The organism is Orlajensenia leifsoniae (genome assembly GCF_004570845.1).
Taxonomy (GTDB): Bacteria; Actinomycetota; Actinomycetes; order Actinomycetales; family Microbacteriaceae; genus Orlajensenia; species Orlajensenia leifsoniae.
The window spans coordinates 217043-237856 of sequence record NZ_SPQZ01000002.1 but is presented as its reverse complement, the minus strand read 5'-3'; the positions used below and the strand labels follow the sequence as shown (position 1 = coordinate 237856).

Annotated in this window: 21 protein-coding genes and 2 tRNA genes; 7 read left to right on the top strand and 16 right to left on the bottom strand. The window is 68.2% G+C overall.

The window, feature by feature from the left end:
* Positions 1–4 precede the first annotated feature (4 nt).
* The 4 genes from E4M00_RS05180 to E4M00_RS05165 form a co-directional block, all read right to left on the bottom strand.
* Positions 5–592 (bottom strand): ATP-dependent Clp protease proteolytic subunit, encoded by a 588-nt coding sequence (locus E4M00_RS05180; protein ID WP_055904308.1) that lies wholly within the window; start codon positions 590–592, stop codon positions 5–7.
* 88 nt (positions 593–680) lie between these two features.
* Positions 681–1181, bottom strand: coding sequence for a tetratricopeptide repeat protein (locus E4M00_RS05175; RefSeq protein ID WP_135119419.1), 501 nt, complete (start codon positions 1179–1181; stop codon positions 681–683).
* A gap of 74 nt (positions 1182–1255) precedes the next feature.
* On the bottom strand, positions 1256–2689 hold the full coding sequence (gene tig / locus E4M00_RS05170; RefSeq protein WP_135119418.1) for a trigger factor: 1434 nt from the start codon (positions 2687–2689) through the stop codon (positions 1256–1258).
* 41 nt (positions 2690–2730) lie between these two features.
* Positions 2731–2807 (bottom strand) — tRNA-Pro (locus E4M00_RS05165).
* A 237-nt stretch (positions 2808–3044) separates the two neighbouring features.
* Between E4M00_RS05165 and E4M00_RS05160 the strand changes: the two genes are divergently transcribed.
* The 4 genes from E4M00_RS05160 to E4M00_RS05145 all read left to right on the top strand — a co-directional run bounded on the left by E4M00_RS05160 (position 3045) and on the right by E4M00_RS05145 (position 6393).
* Positions 3045–3118, top strand: a tRNA-Gly gene (locus tag E4M00_RS05160).
* A 136-nt stretch (positions 3119–3254) separates the two neighbouring features.
* Positions 3255–3938, top strand: a complete 684-nt coding sequence (locus tag E4M00_RS05155) for a hypothetical protein (protein ID WP_135119417.1) — start codon at positions 3255–3257, stop codon at positions 3936–3938.
* A gap of 142 nt (positions 3939–4080) precedes the next feature.
* The gene (locus E4M00_RS05150) at positions 4081–4998 is read left to right on the top strand and encodes an alpha/beta fold hydrolase (protein WP_135119952.1); all 918 of its coding nucleotides are present in this window, start codon (positions 4081–4083) and stop codon (positions 4996–4998) included.
* Between the two features lie 81 nt (positions 4999–5079).
* Positions 5080–6393 carry a DUF445 domain-containing protein gene (locus E4M00_RS05145; protein ID WP_135119416.1) on the top strand — a complete coding sequence of 438 codons (1314 nt, stop codon included), beginning with the start codon at positions 5080–5082 and terminating at the stop codon, positions 6391–6393.
* A gap of 16 nt (positions 6394–6409) precedes the next feature.
* Here E4M00_RS05145 and E4M00_RS05140 read toward each other — a convergent pair whose 3' ends face one another.
* The 6 genes from E4M00_RS05140 to hisD all read right to left on the bottom strand — a co-directional run bounded on the left by E4M00_RS05140 (position 6410) and on the right by hisD (position 11541).
* Positions 6410–7477, bottom strand: coding sequence for a ScyD/ScyE family protein (locus E4M00_RS05140; protein ID WP_135119415.1), 1068 nt, complete (start codon positions 7475–7477; stop codon positions 6410–6412).
* A gap of 227 nt (positions 7478–7704) precedes the next feature.
* Positions 7705–8733 (bottom strand): quinone-dependent dihydroorotate dehydrogenase, encoded by a 1029-nt coding sequence (locus E4M00_RS05135; protein WP_135119414.1) that lies wholly within the window; start codon positions 8731–8733, stop codon positions 7705–7707.
* 6 nt (positions 8734–8739) lie between these two features.
* Positions 8740–9213 (bottom strand): transcriptional regulator NrdR, encoded by a 474-nt coding sequence (gene nrdR / locus E4M00_RS05130; RefSeq protein ID WP_055904295.1) that lies wholly within the window; start codon positions 9211–9213, stop codon positions 8740–8742.
* A gap of 52 nt (positions 9214–9265) precedes the next feature.
* Complete coding sequence (locus E4M00_RS05125; protein WP_135119413.1) at positions 9266–9676, bottom strand: VOC family protein; 411 nt, start codon at positions 9674–9676, stop codon at positions 9266–9268.
* A gap of 10 nt (positions 9677–9686) precedes the next feature.
* Positions 9687–10178: a helix-turn-helix transcriptional regulator gene (locus E4M00_RS05120; protein ID WP_135119412.1), complete on the bottom strand. Its 492-nt coding sequence runs from the start codon at positions 10176–10178 to the stop codon at positions 9687–9689.
* Between the two features lie 61 nt (positions 10179–10239).
* Positions 10240–11541, bottom strand: coding sequence for a histidinol dehydrogenase (gene hisD, locus E4M00_RS05115; protein ID WP_135119951.1), 1302 nt, complete (start codon positions 11539–11541; stop codon positions 10240–10242).
* A gap of 128 nt (positions 11542–11669) precedes the next feature.
* On the opposite strand from hisD, the gene E4M00_RS05110 reads away from it, so the two are divergent.
* The 3 genes from E4M00_RS05110 to E4M00_RS05100 all read left to right on the top strand — a co-directional run bounded on the left by E4M00_RS05110 (position 11670) and on the right by E4M00_RS05100 (position 13919).
* The gene (locus E4M00_RS05110; protein ID WP_135119411.1) at positions 11670–12212 is read left to right on the top strand and encodes a flavin reductase family protein; all 543 of its coding nucleotides are present in this window, start codon (positions 11670–11672) and stop codon (positions 12210–12212) included.
* Positions 12213–12332: 120 nt separating this feature from the next.
* Positions 12333–13310 carry a hypothetical protein gene (locus E4M00_RS05105; protein ID WP_135119410.1) on the top strand — a complete coding sequence of 326 codons (978 nt, stop codon included), beginning with the start codon at positions 12333–12335 and terminating at the stop codon, positions 13308–13310.
* 9 nt (positions 13311–13319) lie between these two features.
* Positions 13320–13919 carry a GNAT family N-acetyltransferase gene (locus tag E4M00_RS05100; RefSeq protein WP_135119409.1) on the top strand — a complete coding sequence of 200 codons (600 nt, stop codon included), beginning with the start codon at positions 13320–13322 and terminating at the stop codon, positions 13917–13919.
* Positions 13920–14035: 116 nt separating this feature from the next.
* Here the strand turns inward: E4M00_RS05100 and dnaE are convergent, their stop codons facing one another.
* The 6 genes from dnaE to E4M00_RS05070 all read right to left on the bottom strand — a co-directional run bounded on the left by dnaE (position 14036) and on the right by E4M00_RS05070 (position 20795).
* Positions 14036–17506, bottom strand: coding sequence for a DNA polymerase III subunit alpha (gene dnaE / locus E4M00_RS05095; RefSeq protein ID WP_240036916.1), 3471 nt, complete (start codon positions 17504–17506; stop codon positions 14036–14038).
* A 144-nt stretch (positions 17507–17650) separates the two neighbouring features.
* Positions 17651–18571: an RluA family pseudouridine synthase gene (locus E4M00_RS05090; protein WP_135119408.1), complete on the bottom strand. Its 921-nt coding sequence runs from the start codon at positions 18569–18571 to the stop codon at positions 17651–17653.
* A 2-nt stretch (positions 18572–18573) separates the two neighbouring features.
* Positions 18574–19230, bottom strand: a complete 657-nt coding sequence (lspA, locus tag E4M00_RS05085; protein WP_135119407.1) for a signal peptidase II — start codon at positions 19228–19230, stop codon at positions 18574–18576.
* Entirely contained in the window at positions 19220–19888 is a 669-nt protein-coding gene (locus E4M00_RS05080; protein WP_135119406.1) for a DivIVA domain-containing protein, read from the bottom strand. Before E4M00_RS05080 ends, lspA begins: the two co-directional genes overlap by 11 nt.
* Positions 19889–20012: 124 nt before the next feature.
* On the bottom strand, positions 20013–20309 hold the full coding sequence (locus tag E4M00_RS05075) for a YggT family protein (RefSeq protein WP_135119405.1): 297 nt from the start codon (positions 20307–20309) through the stop codon (positions 20013–20015).
* 6 nt (positions 20310–20315) lie between these two features.
* Entirely contained in the window at positions 20316–20795 is a 480-nt protein-coding gene (locus E4M00_RS05070) for a cell division protein SepF (protein WP_056163549.1), read from the bottom strand.
* Between the last annotated feature and the right edge of the window lie 19 nt (positions 20796–20814).

Here is a 20814-nt window from a genome sequence, read left to right as displayed (position 1 = left end):
TGCTCTACTTGGCGTCCGTGCCGCCGCCGCCGAACACGTCGAGCGCCGATTCGCGGATGTGATCCACGAAGCCGTACTCGAGTGCCTGCTGGGCGTTGAACCAGCGGTCGCGGTCGCCGTCCTCGTTGACCTGCTCGACGGTCTTGCCGGTCTGGGCAGCGGTGATCTCGGCGAGGCGGCGCTTCATGTCGAGGATGAGCTGAGCCTGGGTCTGGATGTCGCTCGACGTTCCACCGAAGCCACCGTGCGGCTGGTGGAGCAGCACGCGGGCGTTCGGGGTGATGTAGCGCTTGCCCTTGGTGCCGGCGGTGAGGAGGAGCTGGCCCATCGAGGCCGCCATTCCGATGCCGACGGTCACGATGTCGTTGGGAACGAACTGCATGGTGTCGTAGATCGCCATGCCGGCCGTGATCGAGCCGCCGGGAGAGTTGATGTAGAGGTAGATGTCCCGCTTCGAGTCCTCGGCGGCGAGGAGCAGAAGCTTCGCCGCGATCTCGTTGGCGTTCTCGTCGCGCACCTCGGAACCGAGCCAGATGATGCGGTCCTTCAGCAGGCGGTCAAAAACACTGGGTCCCAGTGTCGGTTCGGCCATTGTGTCGCTCCTTCAGTTATCGCGTAAGACGAATCTAACCGAGCGGATCACCGGAACCGGGCCATGTTCGCCGTGAGCAGAGTCGGTGTCAGAGTGCCAACTCGGCCGCGTAGGCGCGCACCGAGCGCGTGTAGAGCTGAAGGTGCGGTGCGAGTGCGCTGAGAGCGACGGATGCCGCCCTCTCGGCGTCGCCGCGCGTCACGAGCGCCAGCGCCAGGAACGCGGCGGCCGCGTCGTCGAGCGGTGACTCCGGATGCTCGGCGCGTTCGGCCTCCAGCATCCGGATGCTGTCCTCGACCTCGCCGAGATTGCGGAGGGTGCTCGCGAGCTGGATGACGGCCTGCGGCCGGTGGACCTCGTCGAGGCCTCGTGCGAGAGCTGTGCGGTACAGCGGCGCGGCTTCCGACTCGAGTCCGGCCGAGTCTCGGGCGCCGACCATCTCGAAGGCGGCGCGGGCGTCGTCTTCGCCCCGCTCGGCGGCGAGGGCGTCGATGCGCTGGATGACGGCGTCGTCACCGAGCTCGTCGGCTGCGGCCCAGACGGCGTCGACGAGCGCGTTCCAGTCGTCGGATGGCGTGGGGTGCTGCATCCGTTCTCCTTCTCGTACGCGAAAGGGCCGACCGCGCGAACGCGATCGACCCTCCCGATGGTGAATGGTGCTGACTACTCGGCGTCTGCCTTCTTCGCCGGTGCCTTCTTCTTGGCGGGAGCCTTCTTCGGCTTCTCCTCGGCCTCGATGACGGCGTCGGCTGCCTCGGCGTCCTCGACGACCTCTTCAGCCTCGGCGACGACCTCGGCCTCAGCCTCGTCCTCGTCCTCCTCGGTGACGACGAAGTCGGACAGGTCGACCGCTGCACCGTTGGAGTCGGTGACGACAGCCTTGCCCAGCACGAGCGCGAGGGCCTTGTTGCGGGCGACCTCTCCGACCATGGCGGGGATCTGACCGTTGCTGCTCAGGGCCTGGACGAACTCGTTCGGGTCCATGCCGTACTGGGCAGCACCCTGGATGAGGTACTGCGAGAGCTCGTCCTGGCTGACCTTGACCTCTTCGGCCTCGGCGATGGCGTCGAGCAGGATCTGGGTGCGGAAGGTCTTCTCGCTCGAGATGGCGACCTCTGCGCGGTGCTCGTCGTCCTCGAGGCGGTTCTCGTTCTCGAGGTGACGGTGCACCTCGTCCTCGATGAGGCCGGCGGGAACCGGAACCTCGACGAGCTCGGTGAGCTTCTCGATGAGGAGGTCGCGCGCCTGGCCGCCCTGCTCGAAGGTCTTGGAGCGGCCGGCCTGCTCGGCGAGGCTGGCCTTCAGCTCGTCGAGGGTGTCGAACTCGCTGGCGATCTGGGCGAAGTCGTCGTCGGCCTCGGGGAGCTCGCGCTCCTTGACGGCGATGACGGTGACGGCGATCTCAGCGGTCTCGCCCTCGTGGTCGCCGCCGAGCAGCTTCGACTCGAAGGTCGTGGCCTCGCCTGCGGTGAGGGAGTCGAGGGCCTCGTCGATGCCCTCGATGAGGTCACCCGAGCCGAGCTCGTAGGAGATGCCGCTGGCGGTGTCGACCTCGGCACCGTCGATGGTGGCGATCAGGTCGATGGTGACGAAGTCGCCGCTCTTCGCGGGACGGTCGACGGTGCTGAGCGTGCCGAAGCGGCTGCGCAGGGTGTCGAGCTCCTTCTGGATCTCCTCGTCGCCGACCTCGACGGCGTCGACCGTGAGGGCGATGCCGTTGTAGTCGGGGAGGTCGATCTCGGGACGCACATCGACCTCGATGTGCACGAGGAGGTCGCCCGAGAAGTCCTTGTCGCTGGGCCACTCGACGATGTCGGCCGACGGGCGTCCGAGGGTGCGGAGGTCGTGCTCGGCGACGGCGGCGCGGAAGAAGCCGTCGAGGCCCTCGTTGACGGCGTGCTCGAGAACGGCGAGCTTGCCCACGCGCTGGTCGATGATGGGGGGCGGAACTTTGCCCTTGCGGAAGCCGGGGATGTTGATCTCCTCGGCGATGTGGCTGTACGCGTGGGTGATGCTGGGCTTCAGCTCCTCGGGCGTCACCGAGATGGTGAGCTTCGCGCGAGTCGGGCTGAGCTTCTCAACCGAGGTGTTCGGCATGGGGGAAGATCTCCTGTAGATGAGGGGGTGTGTCGATGCGGTGGTCGGGGCGACAGGATTCGAACCTGCGACCTCCCGGTCCCAAACCGGGCGCTCTACCAAGCTGAGCTACGCCCCGAGTCATCCGCTCAACTCGTTCTCGATCCAACGCGAGGCGCGCGCCAAGGCACGCGAATAGCGGGGAACCTCGGAAAGTCTACTGCACGGCATCCGTGCGTTCCGTCAGAGCGACGGCTCGGCATCTCGTTCGACGTGCGGCTCGATGCCCGGCTCGATGCCCGGCTCGACGTCGACGTGGACGGAGCACCCTCGAGTCTGTATTACGATGGTCGAGTTGCCTTTTCGCAGAGGCCACGGGGATGTAGCTCAATGGTAGAGCCTCAGTCTTCCAAACTGATCACGCGGGTTCGATTCCCGTCATCCCCTCCAGTACGAGGCCCGGACACTCATCGAGTGGCCGGGCCTTCGTCGTTCCCGGGCGCGTCATTCCGATCTTCTCGGCGAGCCCGGCGGGGGTTGCCCGCGACTCTGGCGGCCGCCTGCTGACGAGAGCACAATGTGTCCCATGACGGATGCGGCATCGCCTGCCTCCGCGGAGCCGCCGCCGGTTCCGCCCTCCGTCCGTGCGCAGATCCTCGCCACCGAGCACTGGGGTCTCCTCGCGTCGCGCAGCACCGCGCAGGCCGAGGTGCTCACGCGCATCGCGATCTTCCTCACTCTCGTCTCCGCAGCCCTCGTGAGCGTGAGCCTGCTCGGCCAGGCCACGCAGTACAGTGGGCCGTTCGCCCCGTCTGCGCTGGGCATCCTCGGTCTGCTGTACGTGATCGGCATCCTGACCCAGATCCGCGTGATCAACGTCGCCGACGAGGACATGATGTTCGTTCTCGCGATGAATCGCCTGCGAGCCGCCTATGTCGACATCGACCCCGGCGTCGAGCGATACTTCTTCGCATCGACCCACGACGACGAGGCCGGGATGAAGCGAACGTACTCATTCCTCCGGCCGCGTGGATCCACGCAGGTCGCCGGGAGTTCGATGGTCTTCATCATCGTCATCAACTCGGCGGTGCTCGGCCTCTTCGTCGGTGGCCTGCTGGCCGCCCTCACCGACTGGTACGGCCTCGCGATCATCGTCGGCGCCGTGCTGACGGTCGTCTCGGTCGCGACCTTCCTGGCGCTCGGGTTTCGCGGCTACAGGCGTTCACTCGCCTCGTTCGAGCCTGTCAATCCATCGGCGCCGGAGGAATGACGCTCTCCATCGAGGAGCTGCAGGCCGCCGAAGCTTCAGCTGAATCCGAGGATGCGCAGGAGCCGCCTCTGGGCCTACCGTGGGGGAAAGCGGTGTCGCCGTGGATATCGGCGAGAATCACCTGATCGACAGGGGGTTGCAGATGAAGGACCCGGTGCAGTCCAGGGAGTCCGCGGACGCCCGTCGTCGAGAGCGTCGCACTCCGCGCAGACCCGCGTCGATCCTCGCCGAGCGCTGGACCACGGTCGATGGCATCGACGTCTTCTACCGGGAATCGCCGGAGCCGCCCCCGGGTGCACGGGTGATGATGCACCTGCATGGCTTCGGACTGTCGGGCCGCTACCTCCTGCCGACGGCAGCCCTGCTGAGCGACGAGTTCCACACCTTGGTGCCGGACCTTCCGGGATTCGGTCGCAGCGGGAAAGCGCCCAACTCGCTCGACGTGCCCGACCTGGCGCACGCCGCGGCTCGATTCCTCGACGATCGCGGGATCGAGTCGGTCACGCTAGTGGGCAACTCGATGGGATGCCCCGTGATCCTGGAGTTCGCGCACCACTATCCGGAACGACTCGAACGGGCGGTCCTGGTCTCCCCCGCCGGCGGGATTCACAATCAACCCCTCAGGCGAGCGGTCGGGCAGCTGGCGCGCGATGGAGGCCGGGAGCCGACGCGGATGGTCGGAGTCGCCACCCCCGACTACCTGCGTTTCGGCGTTCCGAGCACCGTCAGGATGTTCCGAGCACTCACGCAGTATCCGACACTCGACCGCCTCCTCGCGCTGAAGATCCCCACCCTCGTGGTGATCGGCACCCGCGACCCGCTCATGCCCGGGCCGCAGCGGGTGCATGACGTCGCCGTGCGCACGGACAACCATCTGCTCCTCGTCGTCATCGAGGGCGCCGCGCACGCGATCAACTTCAGCCACCCTGGAGAATTAGCGCATGCCATCCGGCTGTTCATGGACGACAAGCCGATCACCGACGATCCCGACTCCCCCGGCAACGCCGTGACCTACGAGATCCATCGCAGCGAGCATCTTCCCCCGATCGGGGCCGAGTAGCCGAGACCCGCGCAGAAGCGGGTGCAGGCTCCGCGAGGCATACGGTGGAGGCAGTGACACTCACCATCTGAAGGGGGCTCGATGACACGGGAGGCAGAACCGCTCACGGCAGAGCGCGAGGCGACCGCATCACCGCGAATCCTGAGCGACGCGGATGCCGCCAGGCTGGTCGCGCTCCGGCAGATGAAGCGCATCGCCGGCGGGCTCCTCGTGCTCGCCGCCGTCGTGTTCGCCGTGTCCTTCTCGCTGCAGGACACCTACCCCTGGCTCGCCTATGTGCGTGCCGCTGCGGAGGGCGCGATGGTGGGCGCCATCGCCGACTGGTTCGCTGTGACCGCGCTGTTCCGGCATCCGTTCGGCCTCAGGATTCCGCACACGGCGATCATCCCGACCCGCAAGGACGAGATCGGGGCGAGTCTCGGCGAATTCGTCGAGGAGAACTTCCTCTCGGAGGAGGTCGTGCGCGGCAAGCTGGCCACCTTCAGCGTCGCCGACAAGGTGGGAACCTGGCTCGCGGATCCGCGGAACGCAGCCCGCGTCAGCGCCGAGGGGGCCGTCGCGGCGCAGGGCATGCTGAAGCTGCTGAGCGACGATGACGTGCGCGACATGATCGAGCGGCTCGCGCGTCGTCACCTGTTCGAACCCGAGTGGGCGCCGTCGCTCGGGCGGGTCGGATCGCAGCTCGTCGCGGCCGACCAGCAGCGGGCGGCGGTGGATGCCGTGCTCGATGCCACCGAGACGTGGCTGGTGGCGCATCCCGATGCTCTCGGCGACGTGGTCTCGGAGCGGCTCCCCCGCTGGGTGCCCGGCTTCGTCAGCGGAATCGTGGACGACCGTGCGCATCGCGAGGTGCTGAAGCTGCTGCAGTCGGTGCGCGAGGATCAGCAGCATCCGTTGCGCCTGTCGATCGACAAGTACCTCGCCGGAGTCACCGACAGGCTGCAGCACGATCCCGAGATGATCGAGCGCGTCGAGGCGATCAAGGCCGACTTCCTCGACTCCCCCAGGCTGCGCGAGTTCGCTGATGAACTCTGGAGCTCGGTGAAGGTGAGCCTGGCCGACTCGCTGGCCGACCCGTCGAGCGAACTCCGCATCGGGGCAGAGGCGGCGCTCGTCGAGGTGGGACAGCGACTGTCGAAGGACCGCGTGCTGGCCGGGAAGGTCGACGCGTGGATAGCGGATGCCGCCACCTACGTGGTGCTCAACTACAGGCACGACCTCGCCGCAGTGATCACGGAGACCGTCGAGCGCTGGGACGCCCGCGAGACGACCGAGAAGATCGAACTGCAGGTCGGCAAGGACCTGCAGTTCATCCGCATCAACGGCACGGTCGTGGGAGCGCTGGCCGGCGTCACGATCTACGCGGTGGCCACGGGGGTGCACGCCCTGTTCTGACGGGGGTCAGGTCGACTCAGCGTCCGTGATGTCCGGTCCCTCCGCATCCTCCTCCGCGGTGGTGCTTCGCGAGTCCGGTGATCTTCACCACCTCGCCACCGAGGGTGACGACATAGGCGGTGTCGCCCCTGAAGTCGACGGACGTCGGCAGATCGAGACCGTCGGCCACGACGGAGAACGTACCGGTGCGATCGACCCTCAGCAGCTCACCGCTGTCGGGCAGGGCGGGCGATCCCTCGGGCACCGTGCCCGGCGAGTCGCCCTGCGAGAGCGCGTAGAGCCCGCACGGACCGTACTCGACGTCGACGAGCAGGCTGTATCCGGATGCCACGTCCCGGGGCCGCGGGTTCCATCGACCGAAGGAGACGACCTTGCCGGTGGAGGCGACGTGCGGCACCGGTCCGGCCTCGGCCATGTACACGACGGAACCACGGCTGGTCAGGCCTGTCGGAACGATGTTGCCGAACTGGATCAGCTGACTGATCTCCCCGGACAGCGACACCTTCAGCACGCGATTGTGGTGCCCGTCGGTCACGAGGAAGCCACCGCGGGACGGCTGCATCGCGAACTGCACTCCGCGGGCGATGAAGATGTCGAAATCGGCCGGCGGGGGATTCTCGATCGACCATGCGCCGATGTCGGCGACCACCGTGAAGCTGTCCGGTCCGTCGACCCTGTAGATGCCGACGGTGTCATTGGTCGTGGCTCCGGGCACGTCATCGCCCACCATCGTCACGAGGACGTAGGCCGTGCGGCCGATGAACGCCACGTCGATGGCGCCGCCGATGCCGATGATCGCGGGCGGGAGTCCCGTCACCAGTGGCGATGTCGCCCCGGTCCGCGGATCGATCCGCGTCACCTGGCCTATCGCGCCTTCGGTGACGTAGAGCGCTCCGTCAGGTCCGATGGTGCTGCCACTGGCACCCTGCAGACCCGACACGAGCATGGTCTCTGCCGGGCCACCGCCGTGGCCGGGGCCATCGCCCGCCTGCGTGGTCGCGTTCGCCGCGGCTGGGGCGAGCAACGACGAGAGTACGAGAGCCGCGACAGCGGCACCCGAGAGCAGCGTTCTTCTGATTCCCATGAGTTTCCTCCGGTCGACATAGGTCGGTACCGGCCGCCATGCGTCACTCGAGCGACCGGCGTGGGTTGAGCCGCTCGTGACCTGTCAGAACACCGCTGCATGCTCCTTCGCCACCGCAGCTGCACAACACGGTCCTCCGCTGCTCCGCTGAGGTCAAGGAGTGAGCTCCTTTTCTCATGAAGCGCGTGCGAGTGAGCGGCAGCGCGGCATTGCCCGGCGCGCGGGGGCTAGCGGCGGAGCTCGGCCAGACCGCGGTTGATCTGGCGGGCCCACAGCGGGCCGCGGTAGAGGAACGCCGTGTAGCCCTGCACGAGGGTGGCTCCGGCTGCCAGGCGTTCGGCGACATCCGCCGCCGTGTCGACACCGCCGACGGAGATCACGCAGAGCGAATCGGGCACGACCGCACGGATGCGGCGGAGCACGGCCAGCGAGCGGGCTGCGAGCGGCGCACCCGAGAGTCCGCCGGCACCGGCAGCCTCGACGACCGACGCTGATGTCGCGAGACCCTCGCGGGAGATTGTGGTGTTGGTGGCGATGATGCCGTCGAGTCCGAGCTCCACGACGAGGCCGGCGATGCGGTCGATGGCGTCGTCCTCGAGGTCGGGAGCGATCTTGACGAGCAGCGGAGTCGCACCGGCGGCAGCCTTCACCGCGGTGAGCAGCGGGGTCAGGAGTTCGAGCTCCTGCAGGCCTCGCAGGCCCGGAGTGTTCGGCGAGGAGACGTTGACGACGAGATAGTCGGCGAGGGGCGCGAGCAGGCGGGTGGAGGCGAGGTAGTCCTCGGTGGCCTCCTCGACCGGCGTGATGCGGCTCTTGCCGATGTTCACGCCGATGACGGGTCGGTTGCGCCTGCGTCTGAGGGCGACGAGGCGGGTGCGGGCGACATCGGCGCCGGCGTTGTTGAATCCCATGCGGTTGATCACGGCACGGTCGGGGATGAGCCGGAACAGGCGCGGGGTCTCGTTGCCCGGCTGAGCGTGAGCCGTGATGGTGCCGACCTCGATGTGACCGAACCCGAGGCGGCCGAGGCCGATCACGGCGTGGGCGTTCTTGTCGAAGCCGGCTGCGACACCGAACGGCGTTGGGAAGGTCAGGCCGAGCGCGCGCACGGGCTGCGGCTTCGGTGAACGTGTGAAGCGGGCGACGATCGGTCCGATGACGGGCCAGCCCAGCATCCGGATGACCACGAAGCCCAGGTGGTGGGCGCGCTCCGGGTCCATGCGCGCGAAGAAGGTGCGGAAGATGAACTCGTACACGGGCGGCTACTCCTGCGGGCGGGCCGGGAGGCGGCCGTGCTCGTCGCGGAGCTGCTCGATGGCCGACTCGAAGTCGTCGAGCGATTCGAAGGCCTGGTAGACGCTGGCGAAGCGGAGGTAGGCGACCTCGTCGAGCTCGCGCAGCGGCGGCAGGATCGCGAGGCCGATGTCGTTGGCGTCGAGCTGAGATGCACCGGTCGAGCGGATGGTCTCCTCGACCTTCTGCGCGAGCACCGCGAGGTCGGAATCCGTCACCGGACGCCCCTGACAGGCCTTGCGCACGCCGCTGACGACCTTCTCACGGCTGAAGGGCTCGACGACTCCGCTGCGCTTGATCACCGAGAGGCTCGCGGTCTCGGTGGTCGAGAAGCGGCGACCGCACTCGGGGCACTGACGCCGACGACGGATGCTGAGGCCGTCATCGCTGGTGCGGGAGTCGATGACGCGGGAGTCGGGGTGACGGCAGAAAGGGCAGAACATCGTGCCCCCAGCCTAGCGAACGGGCGAGGGGGTTCCGGATGCGGCAGATCGCTCAGGCCGTGGGGGCCTGGGCGATGCGCACGGTATTGCCCGACGGGTCGCGGAAGGCGCAGTCGCGCGGACCCCACCCCTGGTCGATCGGCTCCTGCAGCACCTCGGCGCCCGAGGCGCGCAGGGTCTCGAAGGTGGCGTCGACGTCGTCGGAGGCGAACACGAGCAGCGGCAGCACGCCCTTGGTGAGGAGTTCCTGCATGGCGTCGCCGTCGGCCTGCGAGCGTCCGGCGTGCGGCACGGACAGCACGATGCCGAGCCCGGGCTGGGCGTCGCTGCCCAGGGTGACCCAGCGGTAGTCGCCCGAGGCGACGTCGTTCTGCACCTCGAGCCCGAGGGCGTCGCGGTAGAACGGCAGCGACTCGTCGACGTCGTTGACGGTGATGTTGGTGAACTGGAGTGCGATGGTCATGGAGTCGACGCTACGCCGCGCTCGAGACGCCCGCTTCTCCGATCCTGCTCGGATCGGATGCCGCGGATGCCGCAGGCGCTGATGCCGACTCCCCGGTACTCGGCGCGTTCCGCTTCGGCCGCGTGTAGACCTTCGCGATGCAGGCCGGCATGGCCTCCACGGCGTCGTGTCCCCGGCTGCGGTAGGCCGACGGCGTCTCCCCCACGATCTCGAGGAAGCGCGAGCTGAACGATCCGAGCGACGTACACCCGACGGCCATGCAGGCGTCGGTCACGCTCGACCCGGCCCGCAGCAACGCCATGGCCCGCTCGATCCTGCGGGTCATGAGGTGGTTGTACGGCGTCTCCCCGTAGGCGGCGCGAAAGCTGCGCGAGAAGTGCGCCGGAGACATGAGGGCCTTGGCCGCCATGGTGGGCACGTCGAGCGGCTGGGCGTAGTCGCGGTCGATCAGGTCGCGGGCGCGGCGCAGGTGAGCGAGGTTCTCGAGCTCCTGCGGCGTCATGATTCCACGGTAGCACCGCGGATTTCGGGGCAGAAGGATGCCGCCCTCCCGCGGACGCCCCTCAGCTGAACCGCGCCACCACGGCATCGCCGTGAGCCGGCAGCGCCTCGGTCGCCGACAGTGCGGCGATCGACTCGGCGACGTCGGCCAGACCCTCCTCCGTGTACTCCACGACCTGCTGCGACCGCAGGAAGGTCGCGGCATTCAGTCCGGCGGCGAAGCGCGCCTGGCCGCCCGTCGGCAGCACGTGGTTGGAGCCGGCGGCGTAGTCGCCGAGGCTCACGGGCGAGTGCGGTCCGAGGAAGATGGCGCCGGCGTTCTGGATGCCGGCGAGCACGGCCTCGGCATCCGTCGTCTGGATCTCCAGGTGCTCCGGTCCGAAGGCGTTGCTGAAGGCGGCGGCCGCCTCGAGGTCGTCGACGAGCACCACGGCGGACTGCCCACCGGTCAACGCCGCCGTGACGCGCTCGCGGTGGGTCGTGAGAGCGACCTGGCGCTCGACCTCCGCGACGACGGCATCGGCCAGCTCGGTCGAGTCGGTCACCAGCACGGCGGCGGCGAGTTCGTCGTGCTCGGCCTGGCTGATGAGGTCGGCGGCGACGAGCCTGGCGTCGGCTGCGGCATCCGCGACCACGAGGATGTCGGTGGGGCCGGCCTCGGCATCGATTCCGGCCTGGCCGCGGATGAGGCGCTTCGCCGCGGCGACATAGACGTTGCCCGGCCCGGTGACGAGCTGCACGGGCTCGAGGCCGAGGTCGTCGACACCGTAGGCGAGGGCGCCGATGGCTCCGGCGCCGCCCATGGCGTAGACCTCGTCGATCCCGAGCAGCCCGGCGGCCGCGAGCACCACGGGGTGCACGTGCGAGCCGTGGTCGCGCTGCGGCGGCGACACGAGGGCGATCGAGGTGACGCCGGCGACCTGGGCTGGAACCACGTTCATGACGACGCTCGACGGGTAGACGGCCTTGCCGCCGGGAACGTAGAGGCCGACACGGGCGATGGGCTGCCAGCGCTGACGGATGCGCGCACCGGGGCCGATCTCGGTGACGGTGTTCGGCGGCACCTGGGCCGCGCTCGCGAGCCGGACGCGCCGGATGGTCTCCTCGAGGGCCCGGCGGACGGCGGGGTCGAGGGTCGAGACGGCGTCGGCGATCTCGGATGCCGGAACGCGGAGGGCCGGCGGACGCCCGCCGTCGAAGCGATCGGCCTGGGCGAGAAGCGCCTCCGACCCACCCGTGCGCACCTCGTCGATGAGCGCCGCAGCGGCCTCGCTGGCCACGGCGACGTCGACGGCGGCGCGCGGAACGAGCGCGAGCAGTTCTGCCGACGTGTGGGTGCGGCCGCGGAGGTCGATCGTGTGCATCACGCCTTCGAGTTTATGGGCCGGGCCGCGGCATCCGCGTTCCGAGACGAAGCCTCACGGCGTTTACGTACCCGCGTGACGACCCGTTTCAGGAATAGCCCCGGCGGGACGATGATTGAAGCATTCGTATGAATGAGTCAGCCCCCGCCTCCAGCTCCATCACGTTCTCCGACGCCGCGACGCCGGAGGACCTGCTCTCGTTCAAGCAGGCGTTCCGCCGTCATGCGGCCGGAGTCGCCGTCATCACGGCGCTCGACTCGTCGGGAACCCCCGTCGGCTTCACGGCAACCTCGCTCGCCTCGCTCTCGGCGGTCCCGCCGCTCGCGACCTTCAACATGGCGCGCTCCGCCAGTTCGTGGCCGGCGCTGGCCGAGACCGATCGGCTCGTCATCCACATGCTCGGGCGCCGCAACCGCGGGCTCGCGCAGATCATGGCCGGTCCGGCCGCCGAGCGCTTCTCGGGCGACCACTGGACGCGGGGCCCGCACGACCTCCCCGTGCTCACCGACGTGACGGCGTGGATGCAGGGCCGGATCATCGAGCGCGTCCTGGTGCACAACAGCGCCGTCGTGGTCGTGCAGATCGAGACCGGTGCCCTCGGCCCGATCGACGCGCCGCTGCTCTACCACGAGCGGTTCTACCACGCCCCGGGAGACGTGCTCTCGGACTGAGCTTCCCTCGCTTTTCGGGGGTATTCCCCCGCATTCCTCGGGGGGCGAGCGGATGCCGGGCATCCGTCGACCGTCGCTACCGTGCTCTCGAGACCCACCGGGTCGAGAGACGAGGCGACCATGTCCACGACAGTTCCGACGAGGGCGGCCACGACCCGGGCGGGCTCGCCCCTGCTGCCTCCGCCGCCGGTTCGCTGGCATCGACCACTGATCGCACTCGCCGTCGGCATGGTCGCCCTCGGACTGGTGGCCACGATCGGACTGCTCGTCGACCAGCGCGAACTCGTCGGTGCGCCCGTGTGGGCGAAGCCGCTGAAGTTCGCCATCTCGATCGCGATCTACGCCGTGACGTGGGCGTGGCTCATCGGTCAGCTCACGCGGTTCCGGCGCACGGCGTGGTGGGCGGGCACGGTGATCGCCGCCACTCTCGCGATCGAGACCGTGCTCATCGTGCTGCAGACCGTGCGCGGGCACCGCAGCCACTTCAACCAGGCGAACCCGTTCGACGAGGCCGTCTGGTCGATCATGGGCACATCCATCGCCGTGCTCTGGATCGCCACCCTCGTTGCTGCCGTGCTCCTGTGGTTCACGCCCCTGGCGGATCGCGCGCGCTCCCTGGCGATCAGGCTCGGAGCGGCGCTCTGCATCGTGGGTCTCGGCCTCGGCTTCCTCATGACGTTGCCCCTGCCCGCGCAGCTCGACGACTACCAGGGCATCATCGGCGCCCACACCGTGGGAGCCGACGACGGCGGGGCCGGGCTGCTGCTGCTCGGCTGGAGCACCGAGCACGGCGACCTGCGCATTCCGCACTTCATCGGCATGCACGCCCTGCAGGTGCTTCCTCTCGCGCTGCTGCTCATCGAGCTCGCAGCCCGTCGCGTCAGGGTGCTCGCCGACGTGCGCGTTCGGGTCGGCCTGGTCTGGACGACCTTCGCCATCTACGGTGCCGTGATGGCGCTCCTGACCTGGCAGGCCCTGCGCGGGCAGTCGATCGTTCAACCCGATGCGGCCACCCTGCTCGGCGGCGCGGCGATCGTGGGTATGGCGCTGATCGGCATCGGGCTCAGCCTCCGGCAGGGTGCGGCAGCGCGCCGCTAACGTTGACGGGTGACCGAGATCCGCCATCCGCTCCCCCACGACCTGCCCGGCATCTACGCCATCTGCCTGGTGACGGGTGATGTCGGCACCGACGGCAGCCGAGTGTACGAGAACCCCCACCTGATCGGACATGTCTACGCCGGCCCGTACGCCGTGCGGCATCCGGAGTTCGCCTTCGTCGTCGCCGACGAGCACGGCATCGGCGGCTACGTGCTCGCTGCACCGGACACCCGCGCGTTCGAGGCGTGGGAGGAGAGCGAGTGGTGGCCGGCCCTCCGCACGCAGTACCCGGTGGGATCGGCGGCGACGGATGCCGACAGCGCCCTCGTCGCGCTCTTCCACGAGCCGGAGCGCATCTCGGACGACGTGCTGGAGCGCTATCCGGCGCACCTGCACATCGACCTGCATCCGCGGCTGCAGGGGCAGGGGCTCGGGCGGGTCCTCATCGGGAAGGCGCTCGACGCCCTGCGGGAGGCCGGCGTGACGGGGCTGCACCTCGCCGTCGACCCTCGGAACGTCGGTGGCCTGGCGTTCTATCCGCGCGTGGGCTTCACCAGGCAGGAGCGGGTGGGCGACGGACCGATCGTCTTCACGATCGAGTTGGACTGACCCGCAGCAACGACGCGCAGCCCCTCGAGTTACCCACTTCCGCTAGTGGACGGCACGCTTGACTGGCGGAAGTGGGCAGTTCGACGGGCGGCGATCGGGTCGTCCGAGCGCGCAACTCACACCAGGCAGTTGGGGCCGAGCAGGCTCTTGAGCTCGCCGTAGAGGTCCGCCGTGACGCGCACCGGATACGGCACCTCGAACACGCGCGCCGTCGAGCCCTTCACGAGCTTCAGCCGCACCTCGGTCGCCCCGGAGTGGCGGATGAGCACGTCGCCGAGCGACTGCATGATGTCCGTCGTCGCCCGCGACTCCGGCACCGAGATGACGACGGGTGCGCCATCCATGTCTCCCTGACCGAGATCGGGGCTGAAGATGCTGTACGCGTGCAGGTTCATGCCGTCGTCGCGCAGGCTGACGCGTCCGCGCACGACCACGATGGAGTCGCCGACCAGGGCCGGGGCGAACTCCTGGTACGCCTTGCCCATGAACATCACGGTGATCTCGCCGCCGAAGTCCTCGACCTGGATCATGCCGTACTGGTTGCCCGAGTTCTTCGCCGTGCGGTGCTGCACGCTCGTGACCAGGCCGGCGATGGTGACGGTCTCGCCGTCTTGAGTGCTCTCGTTCGCCATGAGGTCGGCGATGGCGACGTCGGCATGCTTGGCCAGCGGAACCTCGAGCCCGGCGAGCGGGTGGTCGGAGACGTAGAGGCCGAGCATCTCGCGCTCGAAGGCGAGCTTGTCGCGCTTCGACCACTCGGGTCGATCGGGCACGTGCGAGACCGGCGCGGCTCCGGCGTCCTCGAACAGGCTGTCGAAGTCGAACCCGACGTTGCCGTTGTCCTCGTCGCGCTTGATCTTCACGGCCGACTCGACGGCCTGCTCGTGGATCTCCACGAGCGCGCGGCGGGTGTTGCCGAGGGAGTCGAAGGCGCCTGCCTTGATCAGGGACTCGATGGTGCGCTTGTTCGTGGCGTGGATCGGGACCTTGCGCAGGTAGTCGTGGAACGACTCGAAGCGGCCCTTCTCCTCTCGGGCGGCACGGATGCCGTCGACGACGTTCATGCCCACGTTGCGCACGGCGCCGAGGCCGAAGCGGATGTCCTCGCCGGCTGCGGCGAAGAAGCCGATCGACTCGTTCACGTCGGGCGGCAGCACCCTGATGCCCATGCGGCGGCACTCGTTCAGGTAGATGGCCATCTTGTCCTTGGAGTCGCCGACGCTGGTGAGCAGCGCGGCCATGTACTCGGCCGGATAGTGCGCCTTCAGGTACGCGGTCCAGTACGACACGACGCCGTAGGCCGCCGAGTGCGCCTTGTTGAAGGCGTAGTCGGAGAACGGCAGCAGGATGTCCCACAGCGTCTTGATGGCCGCAGCGGAGTATCCGTTCGCCGTCATTCCGCCCGAGAAGCCCTCGAACTGCTTGTCGAGCTCGCTCTTCTTCTTCTTGCCCATCGCGCGCCGGAGGATGTCGGCCTGGCCGAGGGAGAAGCCGGCCACCTTCTGGGCGATCGACATCACCTGCTCCTGGTAGATGATGAGGCCGTAGGTGCCGCCGAGCACGTCTTCGAGGGCCTCGGCCAGCTCGGGGTGGATCGGCGTGATCGGCTGCAGGCCGTTCTTGCGCAGGGCGTAGTTGGTGTGCGAGTCGGCACCCATCGGGCCGGGCCTGTAGAGCGCCAGCACCGCCGAGATGTCCTCGAAGTTGTCGGGCTTCATCAGGCGCAGCAGGCCGCGCATGGGCCCGCCGTCGAGCTGGAACACACCGAGCGTGTCGCCCCGGGCGAGCAGGTCGTACGAGGGCTGGTCGTCGAGCTCGAGCGACTCGAGGTCGAGCCTGTGACCGCGGTTCGCCTCGATGTTGTCGAGGGCGTCGGAGATGATCGTGAGGTTGCGCAGCCCCAGGAAGTCCATCTTGATCAGTCCGAGCGACTCCGCAGCCGGGTAGTCAAACTGCGTGACGATCTGGCCGTCCTGCTCGCGCTTCATGATCGGGATGATGTCGATGAGCGGGTCGCTCGACATGATCACGCCGGCGGCGTGCACGCCCCACTGGCGTTTGAGGTTCTCGATGCCGAGAGCCGTGTCGAAGACCGTGCGGGCATCGGGATCCGTCTCAACGACGGCACGGATGTCCGACGCCTCCTTGAATCGCGGATGCGTCTTGTCGAAGATGCCGGTGAGCGGGATGTCCTTGCCCATGACGGGCGGCGGCATCGCCTTCGTGAGCTTGTCGCCCATGCCGAAGGGGAACCCGAGCACGCGGGACGAATCCTTGAGCGCCTGCTTGGCCTTGATGGTGCCGTAGGTCACGATCTGGGCGACGCGCTCGGAGCCGTACTTCTCGGTGACGTACTTGATGACCTCGCCGCGGCGACGATCGTCGAAGTCGACGTCGAAGTCGGGCATGGAGACGCGGTCGGGGTTGAGGAAGCGCTCGAAGATGAGCCCGTGGCGCAGCGGATCGAGGTCGGTGATCTTCATGGCGTATGCCGCCATCGATCCGGCACCGGAACCACGGCCGGGGCCGACGCGGATGCCGTTCCGCTTCGACCAGTTGATGAAGTCGGCGACGACGAGGAAGTAGCCGGGGAAGCCCATCTGCAGGATGACGCCGACCTCGTAGTCGGCCTGCTTGCGCACCTCGTCGGGGATTCCGTTCGGGTAGCGCTCGGCGAGGCCGGCGTCGACCTCCTTGGTGAACCAGGAGTCCTCGGTCTCGCCCTCGGGAACCGGGAAGCGCGGCATGTAGTTGGCGTTGGTATCGAATTCAACGTTGCAGCGCTCGGCGATGAGCAGGGTGTTGTCGCAGGCCTCGGGATAGTCGCGGAACAGCGACCGCATCTGGTCGGCGCTCTTCAGGTAGAACTCGTCGGCGTCGAACTTGAAGCGGTTGGGGTCGTCGAGGGTGGAACCGGACTGCACGCAGAGAAGGGCGGCGTGGCTGGTGGCGTCGTGGGCGTGCGTGTAGTGCAGGTCGTTGGTGGCGACGAGGGGCATGTCGAGCTGCTTGGCGAGCTTCAGCAGGTCGTTCATGGTGCGCCGCTCGATCGGCAGGCCGTGATCCATGATCTCGGCGTAGTAGTTCTCCTTGCCGAACATGTCCTGGAAGTCGCCGGCGGCCTTGACCGCCTCGTCGTACTGCCCGAGACGCAGGCGGGTCTGCACCTCCCCGCTCACGCAGCCGGTTGTGGCGATGAGGCCGGTGCTGTACTCGGAGAGGATCTCGCGGTCCATGCGGGGCTTGAAGTAGTACCCCTCCATCGATGCCTTGCTCGAGAGCCGGAACAGGTTGTGCATGCCCTCGGTCGTCGACGACAGCAGGGTCATGTGCGTATAGGCGCCGGCGCCCGACACGTCGTCCTCGCCGCCGTTGCCCCAGCGCACCCTCGTGCGGTCGCCGCGATGGGTGCCCGGGGTGACGTAGGCCTCGGTGCCGATGATCGGCTTGATGCCGGCCTCAGTGGCCGTGCGCCAGAAGTCGAATGCACCGAACACGTTGCCGTGGTCGGTCACGGCGACGGCGGGCATGCTCTGTTCGACCGCGGCCTCGATGAGCGGCTTGACGCGCGCGGCGCCGTCGAGCATCGAGTACTCGCTGTGCACGTGCAGGTGGACGAAGGAGTCACCGTTGGAGGGCAGATTCACTCCTGACGAGAGGGGACGAGCGGGTGGTGAGTGTCCAGCTTAAGACCTGCGCGGCCACGCATCGGCGCGTCGCCAGCGTGTCGGTCAGTCGCCGCGCAGAACGTCGAGGGCGTGCTGCAGTTCGGGCGCGTACGGCGAGGTAAAGGTGACCCATTCTCCGCTCGACGGGTGGTCGAAGCTGAGCTGGTGGGCGTGCAGCCACTGCCTGGTGAGACCGAGCTTCGCCGACAGCTTGGGGTCGGCTCCGTACATCGCATCTCCGACGCACGGATGCCGCTGGGCCGCCATGTGCACGCGGATCTGGTGCGTGCGCCCCGTCTCCAGGTGGATCTCGAGCAGGGAGGCGTACGGGAACGCCTCGAGGGTCTCGTAGTGGGTGACCGAGTGCTTGCCGTCGGCGATGACCGCGAACTTCCAGTCGGAGCGCGGATGCCGCCCGATGGGCGCGTCGATCGTGCCGAGCAGCGGATCGGGGTGCCCCTGCACCACGGCGTGGTAGATCTTCTCGACCTCGCGGTCGTGGAAGGCACGCTTCAGGGCCGTGTAGGCCTTCTCGCTCTTGGCGACGACCATGAGGCCGCTGGTGCCCGCGTCGAGGCGGTGCACGACACCGGCACGCTCGGGAGCACCCGAGGTGGAGATGCGGAACCCGGCGGCGGCGAGAGCGCCGACGACGGTCGGACCCTCCCAGCCGACCGACGGATGCGCCGCGACGCCTGCCGGCTTATCGACGACGACGATGTCGTCGTCGTCGTACACGATGCCGAGGTCGGGCACCGGGATCGGCACGATCTCGAGAGCCTGCTTGGGCGCCCAGCTGACCTCGAGCCAGGACCCTCCGCGCAACCTGTCGGACTTGTCGACGGTGCGCCCGTCAACGCTCACGCCGCCCGCTTCGGCGACCTCGGCCGCGAAGGTGCGTGAGAAGCCGAGGAGCTTGGCGATCGCGGCGTCGACGCGGGTGCCGTCCAGACCGTCGGGCACGGGCAGGGAGCGCGTCTCCATGCTCAGTCGCGACCCTCGGGGGCGGTGGGTGCCGCCGGAGCGGTGGGCGTGGCCGGCGCGGCGGGAGTCGCGGCATCCGTCACCGTCGCATCGGCGTCGACGGAGCCTGCGGCATCAGTCTCGGCCACGGGCTTGTCCTTGCTCGGCCGTGAACCGTCGAGGCCGATGCCCCGCAGGCTCAGGATGAGGAACAGGATCATGCTCGACACGATGGCCATGTCGGCCACGTTGTAGATGGCCGGGACGATCCACGGTGTCGAGATGAAGTCGATCACGTGCCCCATGCCGAAGCTGGGCTCCCGGAAGAAGCGATCGGTGAGGTTTCCCAGCACGCCGCCCAGGAGCAGGCCGAAGACGACGGCCCACGCCTTGGAGCGGATGCGGGTGGCGAACCAGATGATGAACACGATCACGAGTGAGGCGATGATCGTGAAGATCCACGTCATGCCGCTCGCGAGGGAGAATGCAGCTCCGGAATTACGCACGAACAGGAGCTGCAGCACGGGACCGAGAACCGGTACCGTCTCCCCCTCCGTCAGGTTGTTGACGACGAGGTACTTGCTCAACTGGTCGAGGCCGTATGCGCAGAGCGCGACCCCGGCCAGAAGCGCGAGTGTGGTGGAGCTGACCCTCTTCTTCGTGCCGGCGCTACGCGCCAAAGCCCTGGAAGCTCGGAGCCTGCTGGTCGCCGGAGGCGCTCACCGGCGAGCCGAAGGTCTGGGCTGCAGCAGGTGCAGTCGAGGCTCCGCCCGATGCGTCGAGCTCACGCAGCTGACCCTCGATGTAGCCCTTGAGCTTGGAGCGGTAGTCGCGCTCGAAGTTGCGCAGCTCGTCGATGCGGGTCTCGAGACTCTGACGCTCGGCGTCGAGCGCTCCGATCTGGGCGCGCTGCTTGGCCTCGGCCTCGGCGACGACGCGCGCTGCGGTGGCGTGGCCCTCGGCGATGAGCGCGTCGCGCTTCTCGATGCCCTCACGCACGTGCTCCTCGTGCAGGCGGCGAGCCAGCTGGAGGAGGTTCGTGGTGCTGGTCTGCTCGTCCTCGACCGCTGCCGCTGCCACAGGGGCTGCGACGGGTGCGGGAACCGCCGCGACGGGCTCGGCGAAGCTGGGCACGGGGGCGACGGCGGCCGGAGCCTCGTCGCTGCGCGAGCCGGACGACGCGAGCTGCTGGCGCAGCTCCTCGTTCTCACCGTTCAGGCGGCGCAGTTCGACGACGACCTCATCGAGGAAGTCATCGACCTCGTCCTGGTCGTATCCCTCACGGAACTTCGTCGGCTGGAACCGCTTGTTGACAACATCTTCCGGAGTAAGCGCCATGGCCTGCCACCCTTTGAACTTGAATCGAACTGGTCTTGGAAACGTTCGACTAACGCTAGCAAAGTCCGCTGGGGATTCGCACGGCGCGCCGACGTCTGACGTCGTATCGGGATCGGGTGCCCGCTCAGACGAACAGCGGGACGATCCACATCAGGATGATGACGATGAGCATCGTCAGGCTCCAGCCGAAGTCGAACGCGACGCCGCCGACGCGCAGCGGAGGAAGGAGACGCCGGAAGAAGCGGATCGGCGGCTCGGTCACCGTGTACACGCCTTCGGCGAGCACCAGGCCGAAGCCGTGCGGACGCCAACTGCGGTTGAAGGTCTTCACCAGATCGAGCACGAAACGCGCCCACATGACGAAGAAGTAGATCAGCAGCAGGTAGTAGAGGATGCTCGCGAGGAGCGAGACGATCGCCACGTACTGTTACGGCTGCGCGAAGAACGACGCTTCGACGTCGGACTCCGCAGCACCGTTCTCGCCGGAGATCATGACGTGCTGCGGCGAGAGCAGGAAGACCTTGTTGGTGACGCGCTCGATCTTGCCGTAGAGGCCCTGGGACAGCCCGCTCGCGAAGTCGATGAGACGACGGGCGTCGCCGTCCGACATCTGTGAGAGGTTGATGATCACGGGGATGCCCTCACGGAAGCTCTCGGCGATGACCTGGGCGTCGCGGTACTGGCGCGGGTGCACGGTCAGGATCTCGTTCATCTCGGATGCCACGGGTGCAACCACCTTCGGAGTCGAGGACTTGCGCAGGGGGGTCACCGGTGCGCCACCGCGAGCGGGAGCCGGAGCCGGTGCCGCCGCGACGGGCGCGGCAGGAGCCGCCGCGGGAGTCTCGTACTCGAGCTCCTCGTCGGCCAGACCCAGATAGACCATGGTCTTCTTGAGCGGGTTGGACATCGCTACCTCCGTTGCGTGA